The 16,994-nt window shown below is 62.4% G+C and carries 14 protein-coding genes; 4 read left to right on the top strand and 10 right to left on the bottom strand.

All coding sequences use genetic code 11. From position 1 onward, the window contains the following. Nucleotides 1–257 precede the first annotated feature (257 nt). The 9 genes from mgrA to BLU15_RS01185 all read right to left on the bottom strand — a co-directional run bounded on the left by mgrA (nucleotide 258) and on the right by BLU15_RS01185 (nucleotide 11,086). Entirely contained in the window at nucleotides 258–1,286 is a 1,029-nt protein-coding gene (gene mgrA, locus BLU15_RS01145; protein WP_034788432.1) for an L-glyceraldehyde 3-phosphate reductase, read from the bottom strand. Between the two features lie 129 nt (nucleotides 1,287–1,415). Continuing rightward, the gene (locus BLU15_RS01150) at nucleotides 1,416–2,594 is read right to left on the bottom strand and encodes a Gfo/Idh/MocA family protein (protein ID WP_090293959.1); all 1,179 of its coding nucleotides are present in this window, start codon (nucleotides 2,592–2,594) and stop codon (nucleotides 1,416–1,418) included. Between the two features lie 15 nt (nucleotides 2,595–2,609). Then, the gene (locus BLU15_RS01155; protein WP_090293960.1) at nucleotides 2,610–3,371 is read right to left on the bottom strand and encodes a sugar phosphate isomerase/epimerase family protein; all 762 of its coding nucleotides are present in this window, start codon (nucleotides 3,369–3,371) and stop codon (nucleotides 2,610–2,612) included. A gap of 69 nt (nucleotides 3,372–3,440) precedes the next feature. Continuing rightward, a complete protein-coding gene (locus BLU15_RS01160) occupies nucleotides 3,441–4,130 on the bottom strand; it encodes a D-lyxose/D-mannose family sugar isomerase (RefSeq protein WP_090293962.1) in 690 nt (229 codons plus the stop codon). A 5-nt stretch (nucleotides 4,131–4,135) separates the two neighbouring features. Further along, on the bottom strand, nucleotides 4,136–6,610 hold the full coding sequence (locus BLU15_RS01165) for a beta-mannosidase (RefSeq protein ID WP_090293964.1): 2,475 nt from the start codon (nucleotides 6,608–6,610) through the stop codon (nucleotides 4,136–4,138). Nucleotides 6,611–6,699: 89 nt separating this feature from the next. After that, nucleotides 6,700–7,794, bottom strand: coding sequence for an ABC transporter ATP-binding protein (locus BLU15_RS01170; RefSeq protein WP_034788421.1), 1,095 nt, complete (start codon nucleotides 7,792–7,794; stop codon nucleotides 6,700–6,702). A gap of 4 nt (nucleotides 7,795–7,798) precedes the next feature. Beyond that, nucleotides 7,799–8,626, bottom strand: coding sequence for a carbohydrate ABC transporter permease (locus BLU15_RS01175; RefSeq protein ID WP_370689664.1), 828 nt, complete (start codon nucleotides 8,624–8,626; stop codon nucleotides 7,799–7,801). A gap of 115 nt (nucleotides 8,627–8,741) precedes the next feature. Next, a complete protein-coding gene (locus BLU15_RS01180; RefSeq protein WP_034788417.1) occupies nucleotides 8,742–9,650 on the bottom strand; it encodes a carbohydrate ABC transporter permease in 909 nt (302 codons plus the stop codon). Nucleotides 9,651–9,850: 200 nt separating this feature from the next. After that, nucleotides 9,851–11,086 (bottom strand): ABC transporter substrate-binding protein, encoded by a 1,236-nt coding sequence (locus BLU15_RS01185; protein ID WP_090293966.1) that lies wholly within the window; start codon nucleotides 11,084–11,086, stop codon nucleotides 9,851–9,853. A 520-nt stretch (nucleotides 11,087–11,606) separates the two neighbouring features. Between BLU15_RS01185 and BLU15_RS01195 the strand changes: the two genes are divergently transcribed. The 4 genes from BLU15_RS01195 to BLU15_RS01210 all read left to right on the top strand — a co-directional run bounded on the left by BLU15_RS01195 (nucleotide 11,607) and on the right by BLU15_RS01210 (nucleotide 15,455). Then, nucleotides 11,607–12,662, top strand: coding sequence for a LacI family transcriptional regulator (locus BLU15_RS01195; protein WP_060520634.1), 1,056 nt, complete (start codon nucleotides 11,607–11,609; stop codon nucleotides 12,660–12,662). A gap of 112 nt (nucleotides 12,663–12,774) precedes the next feature. Next, nucleotides 12,775–14,397 carry an ABC-F family ATP-binding cassette domain-containing protein gene (locus tag BLU15_RS01200; RefSeq protein WP_090293970.1) on the top strand — a complete coding sequence of 541 codons (1,623 nt, stop codon included), beginning with the start codon at nucleotides 12,775–12,777 and terminating at the stop codon, nucleotides 14,395–14,397. A 234-nt stretch (nucleotides 14,398–14,631) separates the two neighbouring features. After that, complete coding sequence (locus BLU15_RS01205; RefSeq protein WP_143034190.1) at nucleotides 14,632–15,087, top strand: hypothetical protein; 456 nt, start codon at nucleotides 14,632–14,634, stop codon at nucleotides 15,085–15,087. A 179-nt stretch (nucleotides 15,088–15,266) separates the two neighbouring features. After that, nucleotides 15,267–15,455 carry a hypothetical protein gene (locus tag BLU15_RS01210; RefSeq protein ID WP_113079769.1) on the top strand — a complete coding sequence of 63 codons (189 nt, stop codon included), beginning with the start codon at nucleotides 15,267–15,269 and terminating at the stop codon, nucleotides 15,453–15,455. 82 nt (nucleotides 15,456–15,537) lie between these two features. Here BLU15_RS01210 and gndA read toward each other — a convergent pair whose 3' ends face one another. Continuing rightward, on the bottom strand, nucleotides 15,538–16,968 hold the full coding sequence (gene gndA / locus BLU15_RS01215; protein WP_090293976.1) for an NADP-dependent phosphogluconate dehydrogenase: 1,431 nt from the start codon (nucleotides 16,966–16,968) through the stop codon (nucleotides 15,538–15,540). Nucleotides 16,969–16,994: the final 26 nt, after the last annotated feature.

A 16,994-nucleotide genomic window follows, 5' to 3' on the forward strand; every position in this document is an offset into this window, starting at 1 on the left:
CGCCAAAGGGCGGGCGCAGCGCGCCTCTACCCATCAATCCACCCTGCCCCTTCCCGGACAAACGGTGGCTCTCCTCCTCGTTACCCGCCGAAAGCGACTGAGATCAGCACCGCAACCGGCAGGCATTGTCGCACCTTACAGAAACACCGGACCATGTCCAGAAGCCGCCTTCCGGCGTTTATTCGACTTTTGTCTAATACGCCGGAAAGCGATGTGCTTTGCCTAAAATGCAGGCAAATCAATATTTTCGGTCGAAATCAGAGCTCGGCCGACTTGGCCCAGAGGTTGATGTCCGCCTCGCGCGCATAGAGATCGATCTCGGCCAGTTCGTCGGCCGTGAACGTGTCGTTTTCGAGCGCCTTGACGCAATCGACGATCTGCTCGGAGCGGCTGGCGCCGATCAGTGCCGAGGTGATCCGGCCGTTGCGCAGCACCCAGGCAAGCGCCATCTGCGCCAGCGTCTGGCCGCGCTTTTCGGCGATACCGTTCAGCTTGCGGATGTTGTCGATGATCTCGGGGCGGATGAAGTCCTTCTTCAGGAAGTGGTTCTGCGCCGCGCGGCTATCAGACGGGATGCCGCCAAGATACTTCGTCGTCAGCATGCCCTGGGCGAGCGGCGAGAAAACGATCGAGCCGATGCCGAGATCTTCGAGCGTATGGATCAGCCCATCGTCCTCGATCCAGCGGTTGAGCATGGAGTAGCTCGGCTGGTGGATGAGGCAAGGCGTGCCGAGATCCTTAAGGATCGCGGCGGCTTCGCGGGTGCGCTGCGAGTTGTAGGAGGAAATCCCCACATAGAGCGCCCGGCCCGAGCGCACGATATGGTCGAGCGCACCGCAGGTTTCTTCGAGCGGCGTCTCCGGGTCGAAACGGTGCGAATAGAAGATGTCGACATAGTCGAGGCCCATGCGCTTCAGGCTCTGGTCGCAGGATGCGATCATGTACTTGCGGCTGCCCCATTCGCCGTAGGGGCCGGCCCACATGTCGTAGCCGGCCTTGGACGAGATGATCAGTTCGTCGCGCAAGTGCGCGAAGTCCGTGCGCATGATTTCGCCGAAGGCAGTCTCGGCCGAGCCCGGAGGCGGGCCGTAATTGTTGGCGAGGTCGAAATGGGTGATGCCCAGATCGAACGCCGTGCGGCACATGTCGACCTTGCGGTCATGCGGTGTGTCGCCACCGAAATTGTGCCAAAGCCCCAGCGAGATCGCCGGCAGCTTCAGGCCGGAACGGCCGAGACGGTTATATTTCATGGTGTCGTAGCGGTTTTCCGCCGGTAGCCAGGTCATCGCACAATCCTCCGCGATCGATCTCCGGATGGCGAACTCGTCCGCCACCCTCAAAAATGAAACGGTTTCCGTAGCGGTTGGCCGCTACGGAAACCTCAGTTCACAAAGGTCTAAACCTCTCCGGTGTCGCTATGAAGCGGCAGCGACGCGATTTCCCGACATTTCTTCTTCGGTCTCGCGCAAGAGTGCCCGAGCTTCCTCGATGCCGAGGGCGGCCGGCTGGGTGCAAGTGGTGGAGAGTTCGACGAAACGTCCCTCCTCGCCAGATTTCAGGATCGACACCATGACGTCGACGCCGTGCAGCGCGCGGTCGAGCGAGCAGCGGGCATCGCGGCCCTCGAGGATGGCGAGCGCCATGTCGGCAAGGCCGGCGGTGCGGTAATTCGCCATCGGCCCCTGCGGATGCTCCTGGTTGGCAACACCGAAAGGATGATCCCAGGGCTCCAGCGGCTCGATTTTCTTGTCGCAGCCGCTTGCTTCCACCGTGCCGCCGAAGAAGTTCGGGTCGGGCACGTAGAGCGAGCCTTCGGTGCCGTAAAGCTCCATGTTGGCATGGCGGTGCGACCAGACATCCCAGCTGGCCGACAGCGTGATCGTCGCGCCGTTCTCAAATTCGAGCAGCGCGTGGATGTTGGTCGGCGTCTTGACCGGGATCACCTCGCCCTTGCGCGGTTCGCTGGTGATCGTGCGGGTCGGGTTGGCCATGGTGGCGAGCGCCGCCACGCGCTTCACCGGGCCGATCAGGTTGATCAGGTTGGCGATGTAGTAGGGACCGAGATCGAGGATCGGGCCGCCGCCGGGCAGGAAGAAGAAGTCCGGGTTCGGATGCCACATCTCCATGCCCGGGCTCATGACGTGGCAGGTGCCCGAGGTCACCCGGCCGATCTTGCCCGCGTCAACATAGCTACGGGCAAGCTGATGCGCGCCGCCGAGGAAGGTGTCCGGCGCGCAGCCGACGGAAAGGCCCTTCGCCTTGACGATCGCCCTCAACTCCTCGCCCTGCTCCAGGGAGAGCACCAGCGGCTTTTCCGAATAGACGTGTTTGCCGGCTTCGAGGATTGCCTTGGAGACCGGATAGTGCGCGTCCGGAATGGTCAGGTTGACGACGATGTCGACATCGGGATTGACGAGCAGCGCCTCGATGCTCTCAGCTTGAACGCCGTATTCGGCCGCCCGCGCCTCGGCTGCCGCCGGGTTGATGTCGGCGCAGGCGACAACCTTGATGCCCCGGAAAAGCGGGGCAAGCTTGAAGTAGGTGGTGGAGATGTTGCCGCATCCGATGATGCCGACGCCAAGTTCCTTGGTCATGGATAAACCTGCTTCTCAATAAGATTGGATGGAGGCGAGCGAACGCTTGGCGAAGCGCTTGAAATCGCTCGGGTTGTCGTGCTCGGCGATGAAGTAGCGGGCCTTCGTGCCGGAAAGTGCCGCAAACAGGCCTTTCCAGTCGACCGTGCCCTCGCCGACATCGGCCCAGCCGTCCTCGTCCTTCTTCTCGCCTGTCGGCGCGATGTCCTTCACATGCACGGCGGTGATGCGGTCGCCATACTTCTTGATCCAGGCGATCGGATCGGCGCCGCCGCGGATGATCCAGGCGATATCGGCCTCCCAGGAGAGATCCGGTCCGCCCGCAAAGATCAGGTCCTGCGGAATACTGCCATCCGGAAGGGCCGCGAACTCGAAGTCGTGGTTGTGCCAGCCGAAGATCAGGCCGGCATCACGATAGGGCTTGCCGGCCTTCTGCAGCCGCTCGCCGAAGGCGCGCCAGCCGGCGGCATCGGTCGGGCGCTGGTCGGGCATCAGGTAGGGGCAATAGATCGCCTTGATGCCGAGCGCCTTGGCGATTTCGAGCACGCGGGCTGGATCGCTTTCGAGCATGTCCAGGCCAAAGTGCGCGGTCGGCATGGCGAGACCATTGTCGTCGAGACCTTCCTTGAAGGCGGCGATCTCGGCGTCGCTGAGCGCTGCGTAAAGCGCGCCGTAACCTTCGACCTGGCTGTAGCCGGCGTCGCCGAGTGCTTTCAGCACATTGGCGAAAGGCGGGAAATTGCGAGCGCTATAAAGCTGGAAACTGACGTCCTTCATGAAATCCTCCTCGATTTCGTCCTGGGGGTCTTGGGATAGTGGGATCTTGGGGTTGTTGGGGTCTCGGTATCACCTGAGCCAGGTATCGTAGTCCGACACCAAGAGGTGGGCGGGGCCTGCGTCCTCCTCGATCGCCGAGAAGCGACCGACCGGCTCGCGGAAATAGTTGTCGGTGAGATCGTCGTTGACGGTCGATACTTCGCCCATCAGCACGTCGGCGCCCTCGGCCCAGAAGGCGTGCCAGTTGCCAGGGAGAAGTGTGACGCTTTCACCGGCCTTGAGCTTCAGCAGGTCGCCAGCTTTCAGCGTGCGCAGCCGTGCATCGGTCGCGACAACGACGTCGCTCTCCTCGTCAACCGAGCCGTCCGGTCTGGAATTGTACATCTGCAGCACCAGCGAACCGCCGCCACGGTTGATGATGTCCTCGGTCTTGACCGCGTGACGGTGCAGCGGGTTGACCTGGTCCTTGGCGGTGATCATCAGCTTCTCGGCGTAAACCATGCCCTGCCCGGTCTTCAGATTGGCGGCATTGCCGTTGCGCAGCGTGAAGAGCACCAGCCCGAACTCGTCGAAGCGGCCCTTGCCATAGTCGGTAATGTCCCAGCCGAGCCGGGCATCAAAGATCGTCGGACTGTCGGAAGCGACGCGCGCCTTCAGTTGCTCCGGCGACCAGTAGGCAAAGGGTGGCAGGGTGAAGCCGAAGCTCTTCATGAAGGCATCGCTCTCAGCGATGATGTCGTTGAGGTGGCTGCGTTTCATGGCGGTCAACCCTTTCCCTGGCAGGATTCGAGATCGAAGGCGGAAAAGCGCGGCAGCTCACCTGCGTCAAACAGCACCTTCGGGGTAAAACGGATGACCTTCGTCTCGCCGGCCAAGAGGTCGAAGGCGTTGTCGGAATAGCGCCCGGCGACATCCGCCTCGATCATCACATGCAGCGCCAAGCCGCTCGCCTTGACCGTGACGTCGAAGGCGCCTTCGCCTGCGGGCGCGACATCGAGTGTCAGGCCGGACGGCTTGAGGTCGAGCGCCTTGTAGGTGCCGTTGACGTGGTGCCCCTCACCGCGCATGCCGTTCGATGCCTCGAACGACCAGAACAGCAGGTCGCCTTCCGGAATGTCGAAGGCCGCGATCGTCGCCAGCGTTGCCGCCCGGTCCGGGCTGCAGGTACCGGCGACCGCCGCGAGCGGCGTGCGCTGGCCATCGAGCGAAACCAGGAAGGTCTGCAGCGCGACGGTCACCGGCTCTGCCGTATCGTTGACCATCGAGAACGCGATTTCCTTTCCATCTGCCGATGGGATCGCTGCGACCGAGACCGGCTGGAAGAAGCGACGGACCATGTAGTGCATCGCCTTCCAGCTGCCGCCATAGTCGAGGCTCGACCAGGAGGCGACCGGCCAGGTGTCGTTGAGCTGCCAGTAGAGCGTGCCCATGCAATGGGGCTTCAACGAGCGCCAGTAGTCAACGGCCGTGCGGATCGCCAGCCCCTGCTGCACCTGGCTGAGATAGACGAAAGCCGGAAAATCCTTGGGGAAACGGAAGTAGCGGAACATCGTGCCGGCGATGCGCTCGTTGCCGCCGACATTCTTCTGGTGGCTCTCGATCACGGGCGACGCGATATTGAGGTCCTTCTCGGCCGCAAACTGCCGGATGACCGGCATCGACGTATAGGACTGGAAGCCGAACTCCGAGCAGAAGCGCGGCCGCACGGTGCGGTAATTGTCGAAGGACTTGTTTTCGTGCCAGACCGACCAATAGTGCATGTCGCCGGAACCATCGGCATGCCAGGCGTCGCCGAAGTCGAGATATCCCGACGCCGGGCTCGACGGCCACCAGATCGCTTCGGGCAGCGCCGCCTTCAGCGCCACCTCGATGGTGCGGTTCAGCCGGTCATATGAGACGAGATAACGGTCGCGATCCTTGCGCGGCTCATCGAACCAGGTGAGCGCGCCGACGAGCTCGTTGTCGCCACACCAGACCGCGATCGACGGATGCGACGACAGGCGCTTGGCCTGGTAGTCCACCTCGGCTGCGACATTCTCCAGGAAATCCGGCGTCGAAGGATAGAGGTTGCAGGCGAACATGAAGTCCTGCCAGACCATGAGGCCCAGCCGGTCGCACAGATCGTAGAACCAGTCCGGCTCGTAGAAGCCGCCGCCCCAGACGCGGATCATGTTCATGTTGGCATCGACAGCCGAGGTCAAAAGGTCTTCGACGCCTTCGCGGGTCACCCGCGACGCCAGCGCATCGGCCGGGATCCAGTTGGCGCCCTTGCAGAAGATCTCGCGCCCGTTGACGCGGAAGGCGAAGCGGCTGCCGGCCTCGTCCTTGTCGGTCAGAAGCTCGGCGGTGCGGAAACCGATCTGACGCGTCACCTGCTCCTGCGGCACCTCGACGGTCAGCCGCGACAGGTCCTGCTCGCCGCTTCCAGCCGGCCACCAGCGCTTGGGCTCGCTCACGGTGAAGACATGGGTGATGCGGGTCTCGCCCTTGCCGACGGCGCAATCGAGCCGTTCGCGGTCCTCGTCGAGCGAGAAGTGCACCGGCACAATACCCGGCCCATCGGCAAAGAGCGTCAGCGTCACCACCAGATCGACGCTGCCATCCTCCAGCCAGACCTGCTTGCTCGTCACATGCTCGATGCGGGCGATCTCCAGCCGGCAAAGGGCGATCTCTCCGTAGACGCCGAGCGGCGCGATCGCGAGGTTCCAGTCCCAGCCGAAATGGCACTGGGGTTTGCGCAGCATATTGCCGTTGGCGATCGGTGAATTGCCAGGGTGATAGGGCACGTAGAAGGGCTGCTCCGCCTGCCGCCGCGCGCCTTCGGCAATCGAGGAATGCAACACGATGCGGATGCGGTTCTCGCCTCCAACCAGCGTCTTCGAGACATCCGGGCGATAGCGTCGGAAGCAATTCTCCGCTTCAAGCACCAGCTTGTCATTGACGAACACCGAGGCAACCGTGTCGAGGTATTCAAGGTCGAGATACCAGTAGCCGGCAATGTCGTCGGCACCGACCGTGACCGTGCGCTCGATCACCCAGTCCTTGTGCGCCGCCCACTGCACGTCGTTTTCGTTGCGCCCCACATACGGGTCGTCGATCACGCCGGCCTTCAGCAGCGCCGAATGCACATCGCCCGGCAACTCCATTGCCAGCGCATGGCTATTGTCGACGGAAGAAAGTTGCCAATCCCCTGCGAGATCGAGACGAATGGCGGTGCGGGTGAAATCCTCAGAGAGCATGCGCATGGTTCCATAGATCGACCGGCCACGCCGGCACAGTCATTGCTGGGAGGTGCCGGGCAGCGGTGGCCGCCCGGCATCTCCTTATTTCAGAGTCGGTTCTCGCTTGTCGCATCGAAGATCGAGGCGACGCCCATGTCGAAGGAAAGCGTGACCGCCGTGCCCGGCGCATAGCGCCGCTGGCCGGCGATACGAACCGACATCGACTGTCCGGCAAGCTTCAGCCACAGCAGATTGTCGGCGCCCATCGGCTCCTCGATATCGACGACCGCCCGGTGCGAGGCCGGCGCGCCACTTGCCGCTTCGTCGACGCGCACATGCTCGGGCCTCAAGCCCAGCACCACCTTCTGGCCATGCACGAAGGGCGCGCGCGACGGATAGGCCGACACGTCGAAATCGACGCCGTTGGCGTGGACGTAGGCGCGCTGGTCGCGCAGCTGCAGTTCGCCGCGAAAGAAGTTCATCGACGGCGAACCGATGAAGCCGGCGACGAACAGGTTTTCCGGCGCGTTGTAGATCGTCATCGGATCGGCAAGCTGCTGGATCACGCCGCTCTTCATGACCGCGATGCGGTCGGCAAGCGTCAAGGCCTCGATCTGGTCATGGGTGACGTAGATCATCGTGTTCTTCAGCGACTGGTGCAGCCGCTTGATCTCGACGCGCAGTTCCGAGCGCAGCTTGGCGTCGAGGTTGGAGAGCGGCTCGTCGAACAGGAACACGTCGACATCGCGCACCAGCGCCCGGCCGATCGCCACACGCTGGCGCTGGCCGCCCGAGAGTTCCGAAGGCTTGCGCTTCAAGAGCGGCTGGATCTGCAGGATCTCGGCGGCGCGGCTGACGCGCTTGTCGATCTCTTCCTTCGGCACCTTGGCGACCTGCAGGCCGAAGGAGAGGTTCTTCTCCACCGACATCTGCGGATAGAGCGCGTAGGACTGGAACACCATGCCGATGCCGCGGTCCTTGGGCTCCTCCCAGGTGACGTTCTTGTTCTTGATGAAGATCTGCCCGTCGCTGACATCGAGCAGCCCGGCGATGCAGTTCAGCAGGGTCGACTTGCCGCAGCCGGACGAGCCGAGCAGCACCAGGAACTCGCCGTCCTTGATGTCGAGGTTGAGCGTGTCGAGCACAGTGACGGCACCGAAGCTCAACGACAGGTCTTTGACCGATACGCTGACGTTTTGCATGTTGTTACCCTTTCACTGCGCCGGCGGCGATGCCGCGGACAAAAAGCCGTCCGGAGACGAAGTAGACGAAGAGCGGAACCGCCCCGGTCAGGATCGTCGCCGCCATGTTGACGTTGTATTCCTTCACGCCCTGGACCGAGTTGACGATGTTGTTGAGCTGAACCGTCATCGGGTAGTATTCCGGCCGGGTGAACACGACGCCGAACAGGAAGTCGTTCCAGATCCCGGTGACCTGCAGGATCATCGCTACCACGAAGATCGGCAGTGACATCGGCAGCATGATCTTGAAGTAGATCGTCCAGAAGCCGGCGCCATCGACGCGCGCGGCCTTGAACAGTTCCTCCGGCAGGCCGGCGAAATAGTTGCGGAAGAGCAGCGTCAGGATCGGCATGCCGAAGATGGTGTGCACGAGGATGAGGCCGGTGAGCGTGCCGTAGATGCCCATTTCCCGCAGTACGATGACGATCGGATAGATCATCACCTGATAGGGAATGAAGGCGCCGACGATGAGGATGGTGAAGAACAGCTCCGCCCCCTTGAAGCGCCAGTTGGCGAGCGCATAACCGTTGACCGAGGCGATCGCGATCGAGACGATCGTCGAAGGAACGGTGATGCGCACCGAGTTCCAGAAGCCGCGCGAAAGGCCGTCGCAGTTGAGCCCCGTGCAAGCGCTCGCCCAGGCCTTTGCCCAAGGCTCGAAGGTGATTTCAACCGGCGGGGCAAAGATGTTGCCGAGCCGGATTTCCGGCATGCCCTTGAGCGAAGTCATGACCATCACGTAGAGCGGCAGCAGGTAGTACAGCGCCACGACAATCAGCGTGCCGTAGATCATGATGTTGCGGCCAGACAACGCCCGGCGGGGCTTGGCGCCGCGGGGGCCAGCGACGACCCGGTTTGTCTGCGCCTGCAGTGCGGCCTCTTCAGTCACCGAATTGAAAGCAACGATATCAGACACGCTTGCGCCCTCCCCCGAATTCCAGATAGGCCCAAGGCACGATGATGATGGCGACGGTGATGAGCATCATCGTCGAGGCGGCAAAGCCCTGACCGAGGTTCTGCGCCTGGAACATGTAGTCGTAGACATATTTTGCAGGCACTTCCGACGCGATGCCGGGACCGCCGCTCGTCTGCGCCACCACCAGGTCGTAAACCTTGACGATGCCGCTGGCGATGATCACCAGCGTGGTGATGAAGACGCCGCGCATCATCGGAATGACGACGAAGATGTAGGTCTTCCACATGGGTATGCCGTCGACGCGCGCGGCCTTCCAGATGTCCTCGTCGATGCCGCGAAGACCTGCGAGCATCAGGCACATGACGAGCCCGGTGCCCTGCCAGAGGGCTGCGATCAGGATGCCGTAGATGACGATGTCGGCATTATAGAGCGGGTCGAAGGTGAAGCTTTCCCAGCCGAGCGAGCGCACCACCGACTGGATGCCGAATTCCGGATTGAGCAGCCATTGCCAGACCAGGCCCGTCACGATGAAGGACAGGGCGAAGGGATAGAGCATGATGGTGCGGAAGGTATTTTCGAAGCGGATCTTCTGGTCCATCAATGCGGCCAGCACGAAGCCGATCAGCAGGCTGAAGATCAGCGAGAAGATGCCGTAGATTGCCAGATTCTGCACCGAGATCAGCCAGCGCGGCGCCGCCCAGAGGCGCTCGTACTGATCGAGGCCGACGAATGAGAGCCGCGGCAACAGCTTGGAATTGGTGAAGGAATAGACGACCGTCCAGATCGTGCCGCCGAGGAAGATCACCACGGCCGTCAAGATCATCGGGACGGAGGCAATCTTCGCGTTCAGGTTCCGCAGCCACTGGTTCGGTCGGCCCGAACCTTGTGTGTAACCCGCCATGTTTCGTTCCTCCGGAACTGCATTGGGTTTCGGACGATGGGCAGCCCCGCGCACTCAGCGCGCAGCGCTCTGCCACATCAGGGCGACAACCACTCCCATGGGGCCCGCAAACGCATCACGCGCGGACGACCGGCACATCCTGCCGAATGGGAGGCTTTGACCGGCCTCGTTTTCAAAGAGGCCGGCCAAGGCAATTGCGGTTACTCCGCGTTCGCGATGATGTCGGCGAAGCGCTTCTGCGCGTCTTCCGGCGTGATCGACGGGTTGGCGAAGAATTCGGAGAACAGGTCTTCCTTCTGCTTCTGGCTGTCGGCCGAAAGCAGCTGGTCGGTACCCTGGATCACGTTGCCCTTGGCAAGAATGTCCAGCCCCTTCTTCATGCAGTCGTTGGCAGCCGCCAGATCGACGTCGCCGCGCACCGGCAGCGAACCCTTCTTGAGGTTGAAGGCGACCTGCGTCTTCGGATCGAGCAGCGTCGAGGCCAGCGCTTCCTGCGCCTTCGACTTTTCCTCGTCCTTCAGAAGCGGGAAGTAGAAGGCGTCGCCACCGGTCGAGATGATCTCGTTGACGCCGAGGCCCGGCAGGCAGGTGTAGTCGGTTCCGGCCTTCTGGCCGGCCAGCGCGAATTCACCCTGCGCCCAGTCGCCCATGATCTGGCCGCCGGCCTTGCCGGTGATGACCATGTTGGTCGCCTGGTTCCAGTCCTGGACGTTGGAGCCTTTCGACATGCGGCGGGCATCGTCGGCAGCCTTGAAGACCTTGGCGATCTCAGGACCCGCTGCCACTTCCTCGTCCTTGTCGCCGAAGACCTTCTGGAAGGTGTCCTTGCCGGCGATCGCCACCATCAGCACGTCGAAGGCGCCGGCTGCCTGCCACGGCTGACCGCCGACGGCGAGCGGCACGATGCCTGCCTTTTCGAGCGCGGGCGCCGCGGCCACGAATTCATCCCAGTTCTTCGGAACCTCGACGCCGGCCGTCTTGAAGGCCGCATTCGACAGCCACAGCCACTGCCAGGAGTGGATGTTGACCGGGGCGCAATAGATCTTGCCGTCGATCGTGCAGGAATCAAGCAGGCTCGCCGGCTTGATGATGTCCTTCCACTTCTCGCGGGTTGCGACATCGGTGAGATCACGCATCAGCCCGGCCTGAACCAGTTCCTCGGCCTGGCGACCATGGTTGAACTGCGTGGCGCCCATCGGGTCGCCACCGGTGATGCGGCTGATCATGATCGGACGGGCGGTGCCGCCAGAACCGGCGATCGCGCCGTCGACCCAGTGATTGCCCGTCGCATCGAAGGCCTTGGCGAGTTCCGCGACCGCGGCAGCTTCGCCGCCCGAGGTCCACCAATGGGTCACTTCAAGATCGACAGCGTTGGCTGTGCTGAGCGGCAGGGCCACGGCGGCTGAAAGCACGGCGGCGAAAGAACGTAAATTCATGAGTCTCCTCCCTCACTGTAACGTTACCGTAAAAAACTTAGTGCAATCGATTACAGGACGCAACACCCACCACAATCGATTTAAACAGAATTTTAAAAAACACCCATTGCGTGCATACGGCAGCCGCGTTCCAAAGCGCTTTGCGCGCAATGGCGGCACCCACGCGGCCAGCAGGAATCCCTTACATCGCGCTGAAATACATATATTTTCCGCAAAAATGGCGTACCGGCATCGGAGGCGCCATCTCGCAAGTGCAAAAAGCATGCGCCAAAACTTCCGATTCAACCAGTCCGCTCCATCTTTCGCAGCGCAGCAACGAAAACGCTCGACATCGCAACTGTATCGTTACAGATTTGAAGCAATTTGATCCATCCAAAGCAGCATAGCCGCCACCGACTTTTCGTATATAACGCGATGACGTGACAGGGCGACGGCGCGGCGGATGGAACTGAACCGACGCGTTTCGCTGCCGGACGGGCAATCTGGCGGCGTGCGGCAAGAGAGTGGGCGGGTGACGGCAATGGACAACAAGACGAAAAACAGGCCGCAGACACTGCCGGATGGAGCCCGTCCGACACTGAAGACGATCGCCTTCATGACCGGGCTCGGCATCACTACGGTTTCGCGGGCGTTGAAGGATGCGCCCGATATCGGTGCGGAAACCAAGGAGCGTGTGCGGCTCGTCGCCAAACAGATCGGCTACCAGCCGAACCGCGCCGGCGTGCGCCTGAGAACCGGCAAGACCAATGTCATCAGTCTCGTATTGACGCTGGAAGAAGAGATCATGGGCATCACCAGCCCGATGGTCGTCGGCATCACCGAGATCCTTGCCGGCACGCCCTACCACCTGGTCGTCACCCCCTATAGCGCCGTCAAGGACGCGCTGGCGCCGATCCGCTATATCCTCGACACGGGTGCCGCAGACGGCGTGATCATCTCGCGAACCGAGCCGCACGATCCGCGTGTGGCGCTTTTGACCGAGCGCGGCCTGCCCTTCGTCACGCACGGCCGCACCGAAATGGGGATCGTTCACCCCTATCACGACTTCGACAACGAGCGTTTCGCCTACGAGGCGGTACGCAAACTGGTGGCGCGCGGCCGGCGGAAGCTGGTGCTGCTCGAGCCGCCGCCGCACCTCACCTTCTATTCACACATGCGCGCCGGTTTCGAGCGTGGGCTTCGCGATTTCCAGGCGGATGCAGTCGGCTTCCACCAGACCAACATTGACCATTCACTGGTCGAGATCCGCGACGCCTTCGAACCCCTGATGCGCTCGGCGGACGCGCCCGACGGCATCGTTTCGGGCAGCGGCTCCGGTGCGATCGCTTTGATTGCCGGCCTGGAAATGGCCAAGAAGAAGCTCGGCGAAGACTGCGACATGGTCTCGAAGTCACCGAGCGACTTCCTGCGCTGGCTGCGCCCGGAAGTCATGACCATGTACGAGGACATCCGCGTGGCCGGTCGGGAACTGGCCAAGGCAGTCATCGGCCACATCGACGGCCAGCCGCCAGAAACGCTGCAGAGCCTTAGCCAGCCCGAGTTCCAGCCGCCGATCACGCGTGGCTTGCGCGCCTAGGAAAGGCTGAAAACAGCCCTCAAGTCTTGCTTGTGACGCAGAAACCTGCGACAGGCCGGGGCAACAATTGGGCGCGACTGCGCCCCGCTCCTCCCTTCAGGCTACCGCAGACATGATCCGTATCGAAAACATCAGCAAGCAGCTCAGCCACCGCATTCTTTTCATCGAAGCCTCCGCCGCGCTCAACCGCGGCGAAAAGGTCGGCCTCGTCGGCCCGAACGGCGCCGGAAAGTCCTCGCTCTTCCGCATGATCACCGGCGAGGAAATCCCCGACGAAGGCCAGGTCGCCGTCGATAAGGGCGTCACCATCGGCTACTTCAACCAGGACGTCGGCGAGATGTCCGGCAACAGCGCCGTTGCCGAAGTGATGAACGGCGCTGGCCCTGTCAGCGAAGTTGCCGCCGAGCTGCGCGAGCTCGAGGCCGCCATGGTCGATCCGGATCGCCTCGATGAAATGGACGCGATTATCGAGCGCTACGGCGAGGTGCAGGCGCGCTACGAAGAACTCGACGGCTACGCGCTCGAGGGCCGCGCCCGCGAAGTGCTGGCGGGCCTCAGCTTCTCCCAGGAGATGATGGACGGCGACGTCGGCAAGCTCTCGGGCGGCTGGAAGATGCGCGTGGCGCTTGCCCGTATCCTGCTGATGCGGCCCGACGTGATGCTGCTCGACGAACCGAGCAACCATCTCGATCTCGAAAGCCTGATCTGGCTCGAAGACTTCCTCAAGAACTACGACGGCGCACTGATGATGACCTCGCACGACCGCGAGTTCATGAACCGCATCATCACCAAGATCATCGAGATCGACGCAGGCCAGCTCAACGCGTATTCGGGCGACTACGGCTTCTACGAGCAGCAGCGCGCCCAGAACGAGAAGCAGCAGCAAGCGCAGTTCGAGCGCCAGCAGGCGATGCTCGCAAAGGAGATCAAGTTCATCGAGCGCTTCAAGGCGCGCGCCTCGCACGCCTCGCAGGTCCAGAGCCGCGTAAAGAAGCTCGAGAAGATCGACCGGGTCGAGCCGCCGAAGCGCCGCCAGACGGTCAACTTCGAATTCCGTCCGGCGCCGCGCTCCGGCGAAGACGTCATCAACATCAAGGGCGTGCACAAGAAATATGGCAGCCGCAGCATCTATGAAGGGCTCGACTTCATGGTGCGCCGCCGGGAGCGCTGGTGCATCATGGGCATCAATGGTGCCGGCAAGTCGACGCTGTTGAAGCTCGTCGCCGGCTCGACCGAACCGGACGAAGGCAATGTCGCGCTCGGCGCCAGCGTCAAGATGGGCTACTTCGCCCAGCATGCGATGGACGTGCTCGATGGCGACCGCACGGTGCTGCAGCAGCTCGAAGACACCTTCCCGCAGGCCGGCCAGGCGCCGCTGCGCGCGCTTGCCGGCTGCTTCGGCTTTTCCGGGGACGATGTCGAGAAGAAGTGCCGGGTGCTTTCGGGCGGCGAGAAGGCGCGCCTGGTGATGGCGATCATGCTCTTTGACCCGCCGAATCTGCTTGTTCTCGACGAACCCACCAACCACCTCGACCTCGACACCAAGGAAATGCTGATCAAGGCGCTCGCGGACTACGAAGGCACCATGCTGTTCGTTTCGCACGACCGCCACTTCCTCGCAGCCCTTTCCAACCGTGTGCTGGAGCTGACGCCCGAGGGCATCCATCAGTATGGCGGCGGTTACACGGAATATGTCGAGCGGACCGGCCAGGAAGCGCCGGGTCTTCGCAGCTGAAGCAAAGCAAGCTGGGCGTCGCGCGCCGGCGCCCAGCATTTCGCAGTCACCGCCTTCCTCGGCGGGACCGAGGACCTGCAAGCAGAACCCAAACGCATAACGCGACCCTGCTCTAAATCGGTACTGAAAAAACTAGGTTCTTGTGGCGCTGCCGTGGCAACGCCCACCGATCCTAACTTATCGCGCCGTGAAATCGATGGGACTTTGGTCCGACTCTTGCTGCCAAAGGTCTGAGTGTCATTGCCGCGCCATGCACCGGTCACATATTGCACGGGCTGGGGCGCCATCGCAGCAAACAAAAAAGCTGCCAATCACTTCAGACAGGTGATGTTCGGCATGACATCGAGAATTGCATGGAAAGACAGGCTGACTGACCGCGCGTGGGCCTTCCTGTCCAATCCCTTGACCATCGGCATCTATCTGGCGCTCGCCATGCTTTGCGCTTTCGTCGGCAGCACAACGACCGGCATTCCGGCCTACCTGCTCATGGCCATCGGCTTTCTGCTGGTGATCTTTGTCGATCCGCCAAAGAGACTGGGTAGGCTGCGGCAACGGCGCCGCCGCTCGTCACCGCCAAACACGGTTACGCCATTTCCGCGTCGAACGGATGAGCGCGAAACGATGCGCGGCTCGCAGCACCCGGGCGAACGCAGCCGAACCCGCGACGATCGCCGCGCTTCTCGGCGTTAGCCGCGCCCGCCAGGGGTCTTTGGGACAACTGGCGTCACGCGGTGCACAAGCCCAGGCCGGCAACAATCGGCACTTTCGGCCGTTTCCCGTCTGACGTACATTCACAGGAACGGACGCATGACGTCCACGATGCACGAAGGCCCTCCCGGAAGGGATGGCGAAGAAAGCGCGTGGGCACGATGAAGACCAAACATTATGTCTTTCAGATTTTTCGCGCTGCCTTCACCGACAGGCTGCTGTTGATCATCGTTGTGCTGATGATTGCCTCGCTTTTCGCCGTCCTGCCGATCAAGTCCTGTTCCAATCCCAGCGCGTCAGGCGGCGGGGGAACCGCGGAACGATCGGCACCTGTCTCGATGACGGGCTAGCATCCAGTCCAGTCAGCACGATTCCCAACCGAAAACGGGGCGACCCGAAGGCCGCCCCGCATTCATCTGTTTACTCGAACGCTCAGGCGTTCAGGCCGCTGCCCCACGGGCCATGATGGCTGTCGGCACCGTCGACGCGGTCAAAGCCATGGGCGCCGAAGAAGTCGCGCTGCGCCTGGATGACGTTGGCCGTGCCGCGGCCGCGGCGGTAGCTGTCGAAGTAGCCGAGTGCGGAGGCGAGTGCCGGAACCGGCAGGCCGCCGAGAACGGCGGCCGAGACGACGCGGCGCAGCGCCCCGTCGGTGTCCTTGACCATGGCGGCAAAGGCCGGCGTGACGATCAGGTTGGCGGCATCCGGCGCCTTGGTGAAGGCGGTGGTGATCTCGTCCAGGAACTGCGAACGGATGATGCAGCCGGCGCGCCAGATCTTGGCGATCGTCGGCATCGGCAGGTTCCAGTTGAACTCCTTGGACGCCGCCGACATCACGGCGAAGCCTTGCGCATAGGCGCCGATCTTGGCGGCAAGCAGCGCGCTTTCGAGATCCTTGATGAAGGCTGCCCTGTCGGCGACCTTGAACTCGCCAACTTGGGGAAGCCCGAGGATCTTTTCGGCCGCTTCGCGCTCGTCCTTCATCGAGGAGATGCTGCGGGCTGCAACCGCCGCCTCTATGCCGGTTGCCGGCACGCCCATGTTCTGCGCCTCGATCACCGACCACTTGCCGGTGCCCTTCTGACCGGCCTTGTCGAGGATCAGGTCGACGATCGGCTTGCCGGTCAAAGGATCGGCGGCCTTCAGCACCTTCTCGGTGATCTCGATCAGGTAGGAATTGAGGCGGCCCTTGTTCCAGGTGCCGAAGACTTCGCCGATCTCGCTCGCCGACATCTTCAGGCCGTCGCGCAGGATGCCGTAGATTTCGGCGATCATCTGCATGTCGGCATATTCGATGCCGTTGTGGATGGTCTTGACGAAGTGGCCGGCGCCGTTTTCGCCGAGCCAGGCGACGCAAGGCACGTTGTCATACTTGGCGGCGATCGAGGTCAGCACGCTCTCGACGCGCTTCCAGGACTCTTCCTTGCCGCCGACCATGATCGACGGGCCGTGGCGCGCGCCTTCCTCACCGCCGGAAACGCCCATGCCGATGAAGGTAAGACCCGAATCCTTCAGCGTCTCGAAGCGGCGCATCGTGTCGCGGAAGTTGGCGTTGCCGGCATCGATCATGATGTCGCCCTTGGCGAGATACGGCTTCAGGATTTCCATCTGCTGGTCGACCGGCTCGCCGGCCTTGATCATGATGATGATCGGACGCGGCGGGCGGATGGCGGCGACAAACTCTTCAATGGTGTCGCAGGGCACGATCTGGCCCTGGAGGTCGCCGGCCTCCGCGTAGAATTTGTGCGTCGCTTCGACGGTGCGGTTGAACACCGCGATCTTGTTGCCTTTTTCAGCGATGTTGAGCGCCAGGTTCGAGCCCATGACGCCGAGACCGATTAGGCCGATTTCCGCCTGTGACACGTGATTGCCTCCATTGGACAGAAGTG

Origin of the sequence: Ensifer sp. YR511, from assembly GCF_900103045.1 — a bacterium.
Classification (GTDB): Bacteria; Pseudomonadota; Alphaproteobacteria; order Rhizobiales; family Rhizobiaceae; genus Ensifer; species Ensifer adhaerens.

Excerpts from the sequence above, each read along its gene's own strand:
- mgrA (WP_034788432.1), bottom strand. The coding sequence starts at position 1,286 with ATGACCTGGCTACCGGCGGAAAACCGCTACGACACCATGAAATATAAC.
- BLU15_RS01150 (WP_090293959.1), bottom strand. The coding sequence starts at position 2,594 with ATGACCAAGGAACTTGGCGTCGGCATCATCGGATGCGGCAACATCTCC.
- BLU15_RS01155 (WP_090293960.1), bottom strand. The coding sequence starts at position 3,371 with ATGAAGGACGTCAGTTTCCAGCTTTATAGCGCTCGCAATTTCCCGCCT.
- BLU15_RS01160 (WP_090293962.1), bottom strand. The coding sequence starts at position 4,130 with ATGAAACGCAGCCACCTCAACGACATCATCGCTGAGAGCGATGCCTTC.
- BLU15_RS01165 (WP_090293964.1), bottom strand. The coding sequence starts at position 6,610 with ATGCTCTCTGAGGATTTCACCCGCACCGCCATTCGTCTCGATCTCGCA.
- BLU15_RS01170 (WP_034788421.1), bottom strand. The coding sequence starts at position 7,794 with ATGCAAAACGTCAGCGTATCGGTCAAAGACCTGTCGTTGAGCTTCGGT.
- BLU15_RS01175 (WP_370689664.1), bottom strand. The coding sequence starts at position 8,626 with ATGATCTACGGCACGCTGATTGTCGTGGCGCTGTACTACCTGCTGCCG.
- BLU15_RS01180 (WP_034788417.1), bottom strand. The coding sequence starts at position 9,650 with ATGGCGGGTTACACACAAGGTTCGGGCCGACCGAACCAGTGGCTGCGG.
- BLU15_RS01185 (WP_090293966.1), bottom strand. The coding sequence starts at position 11,086 with ATGAATTTACGTTCTTTCGCCGCCGTGCTTTCAGCCGCCGTGGCCCTG.
- BLU15_RS01195 (WP_060520634.1), top strand. The coding sequence starts at position 11,607 with ATGGACAACAAGACGAAAAACAGGCCGCAGACACTGCCGGATGGAGCC.
- BLU15_RS01200 (WP_090293970.1), top strand. The coding sequence starts at position 12,775 with ATGATCCGTATCGAAAACATCAGCAAGCAGCTCAGCCACCGCATTCTT.
- BLU15_RS01210 (WP_113079769.1), top strand. The coding sequence starts at position 15,267 with ATGAAGACCAAACATTATGTCTTTCAGATTTTTCGCGCTGCCTTCACC.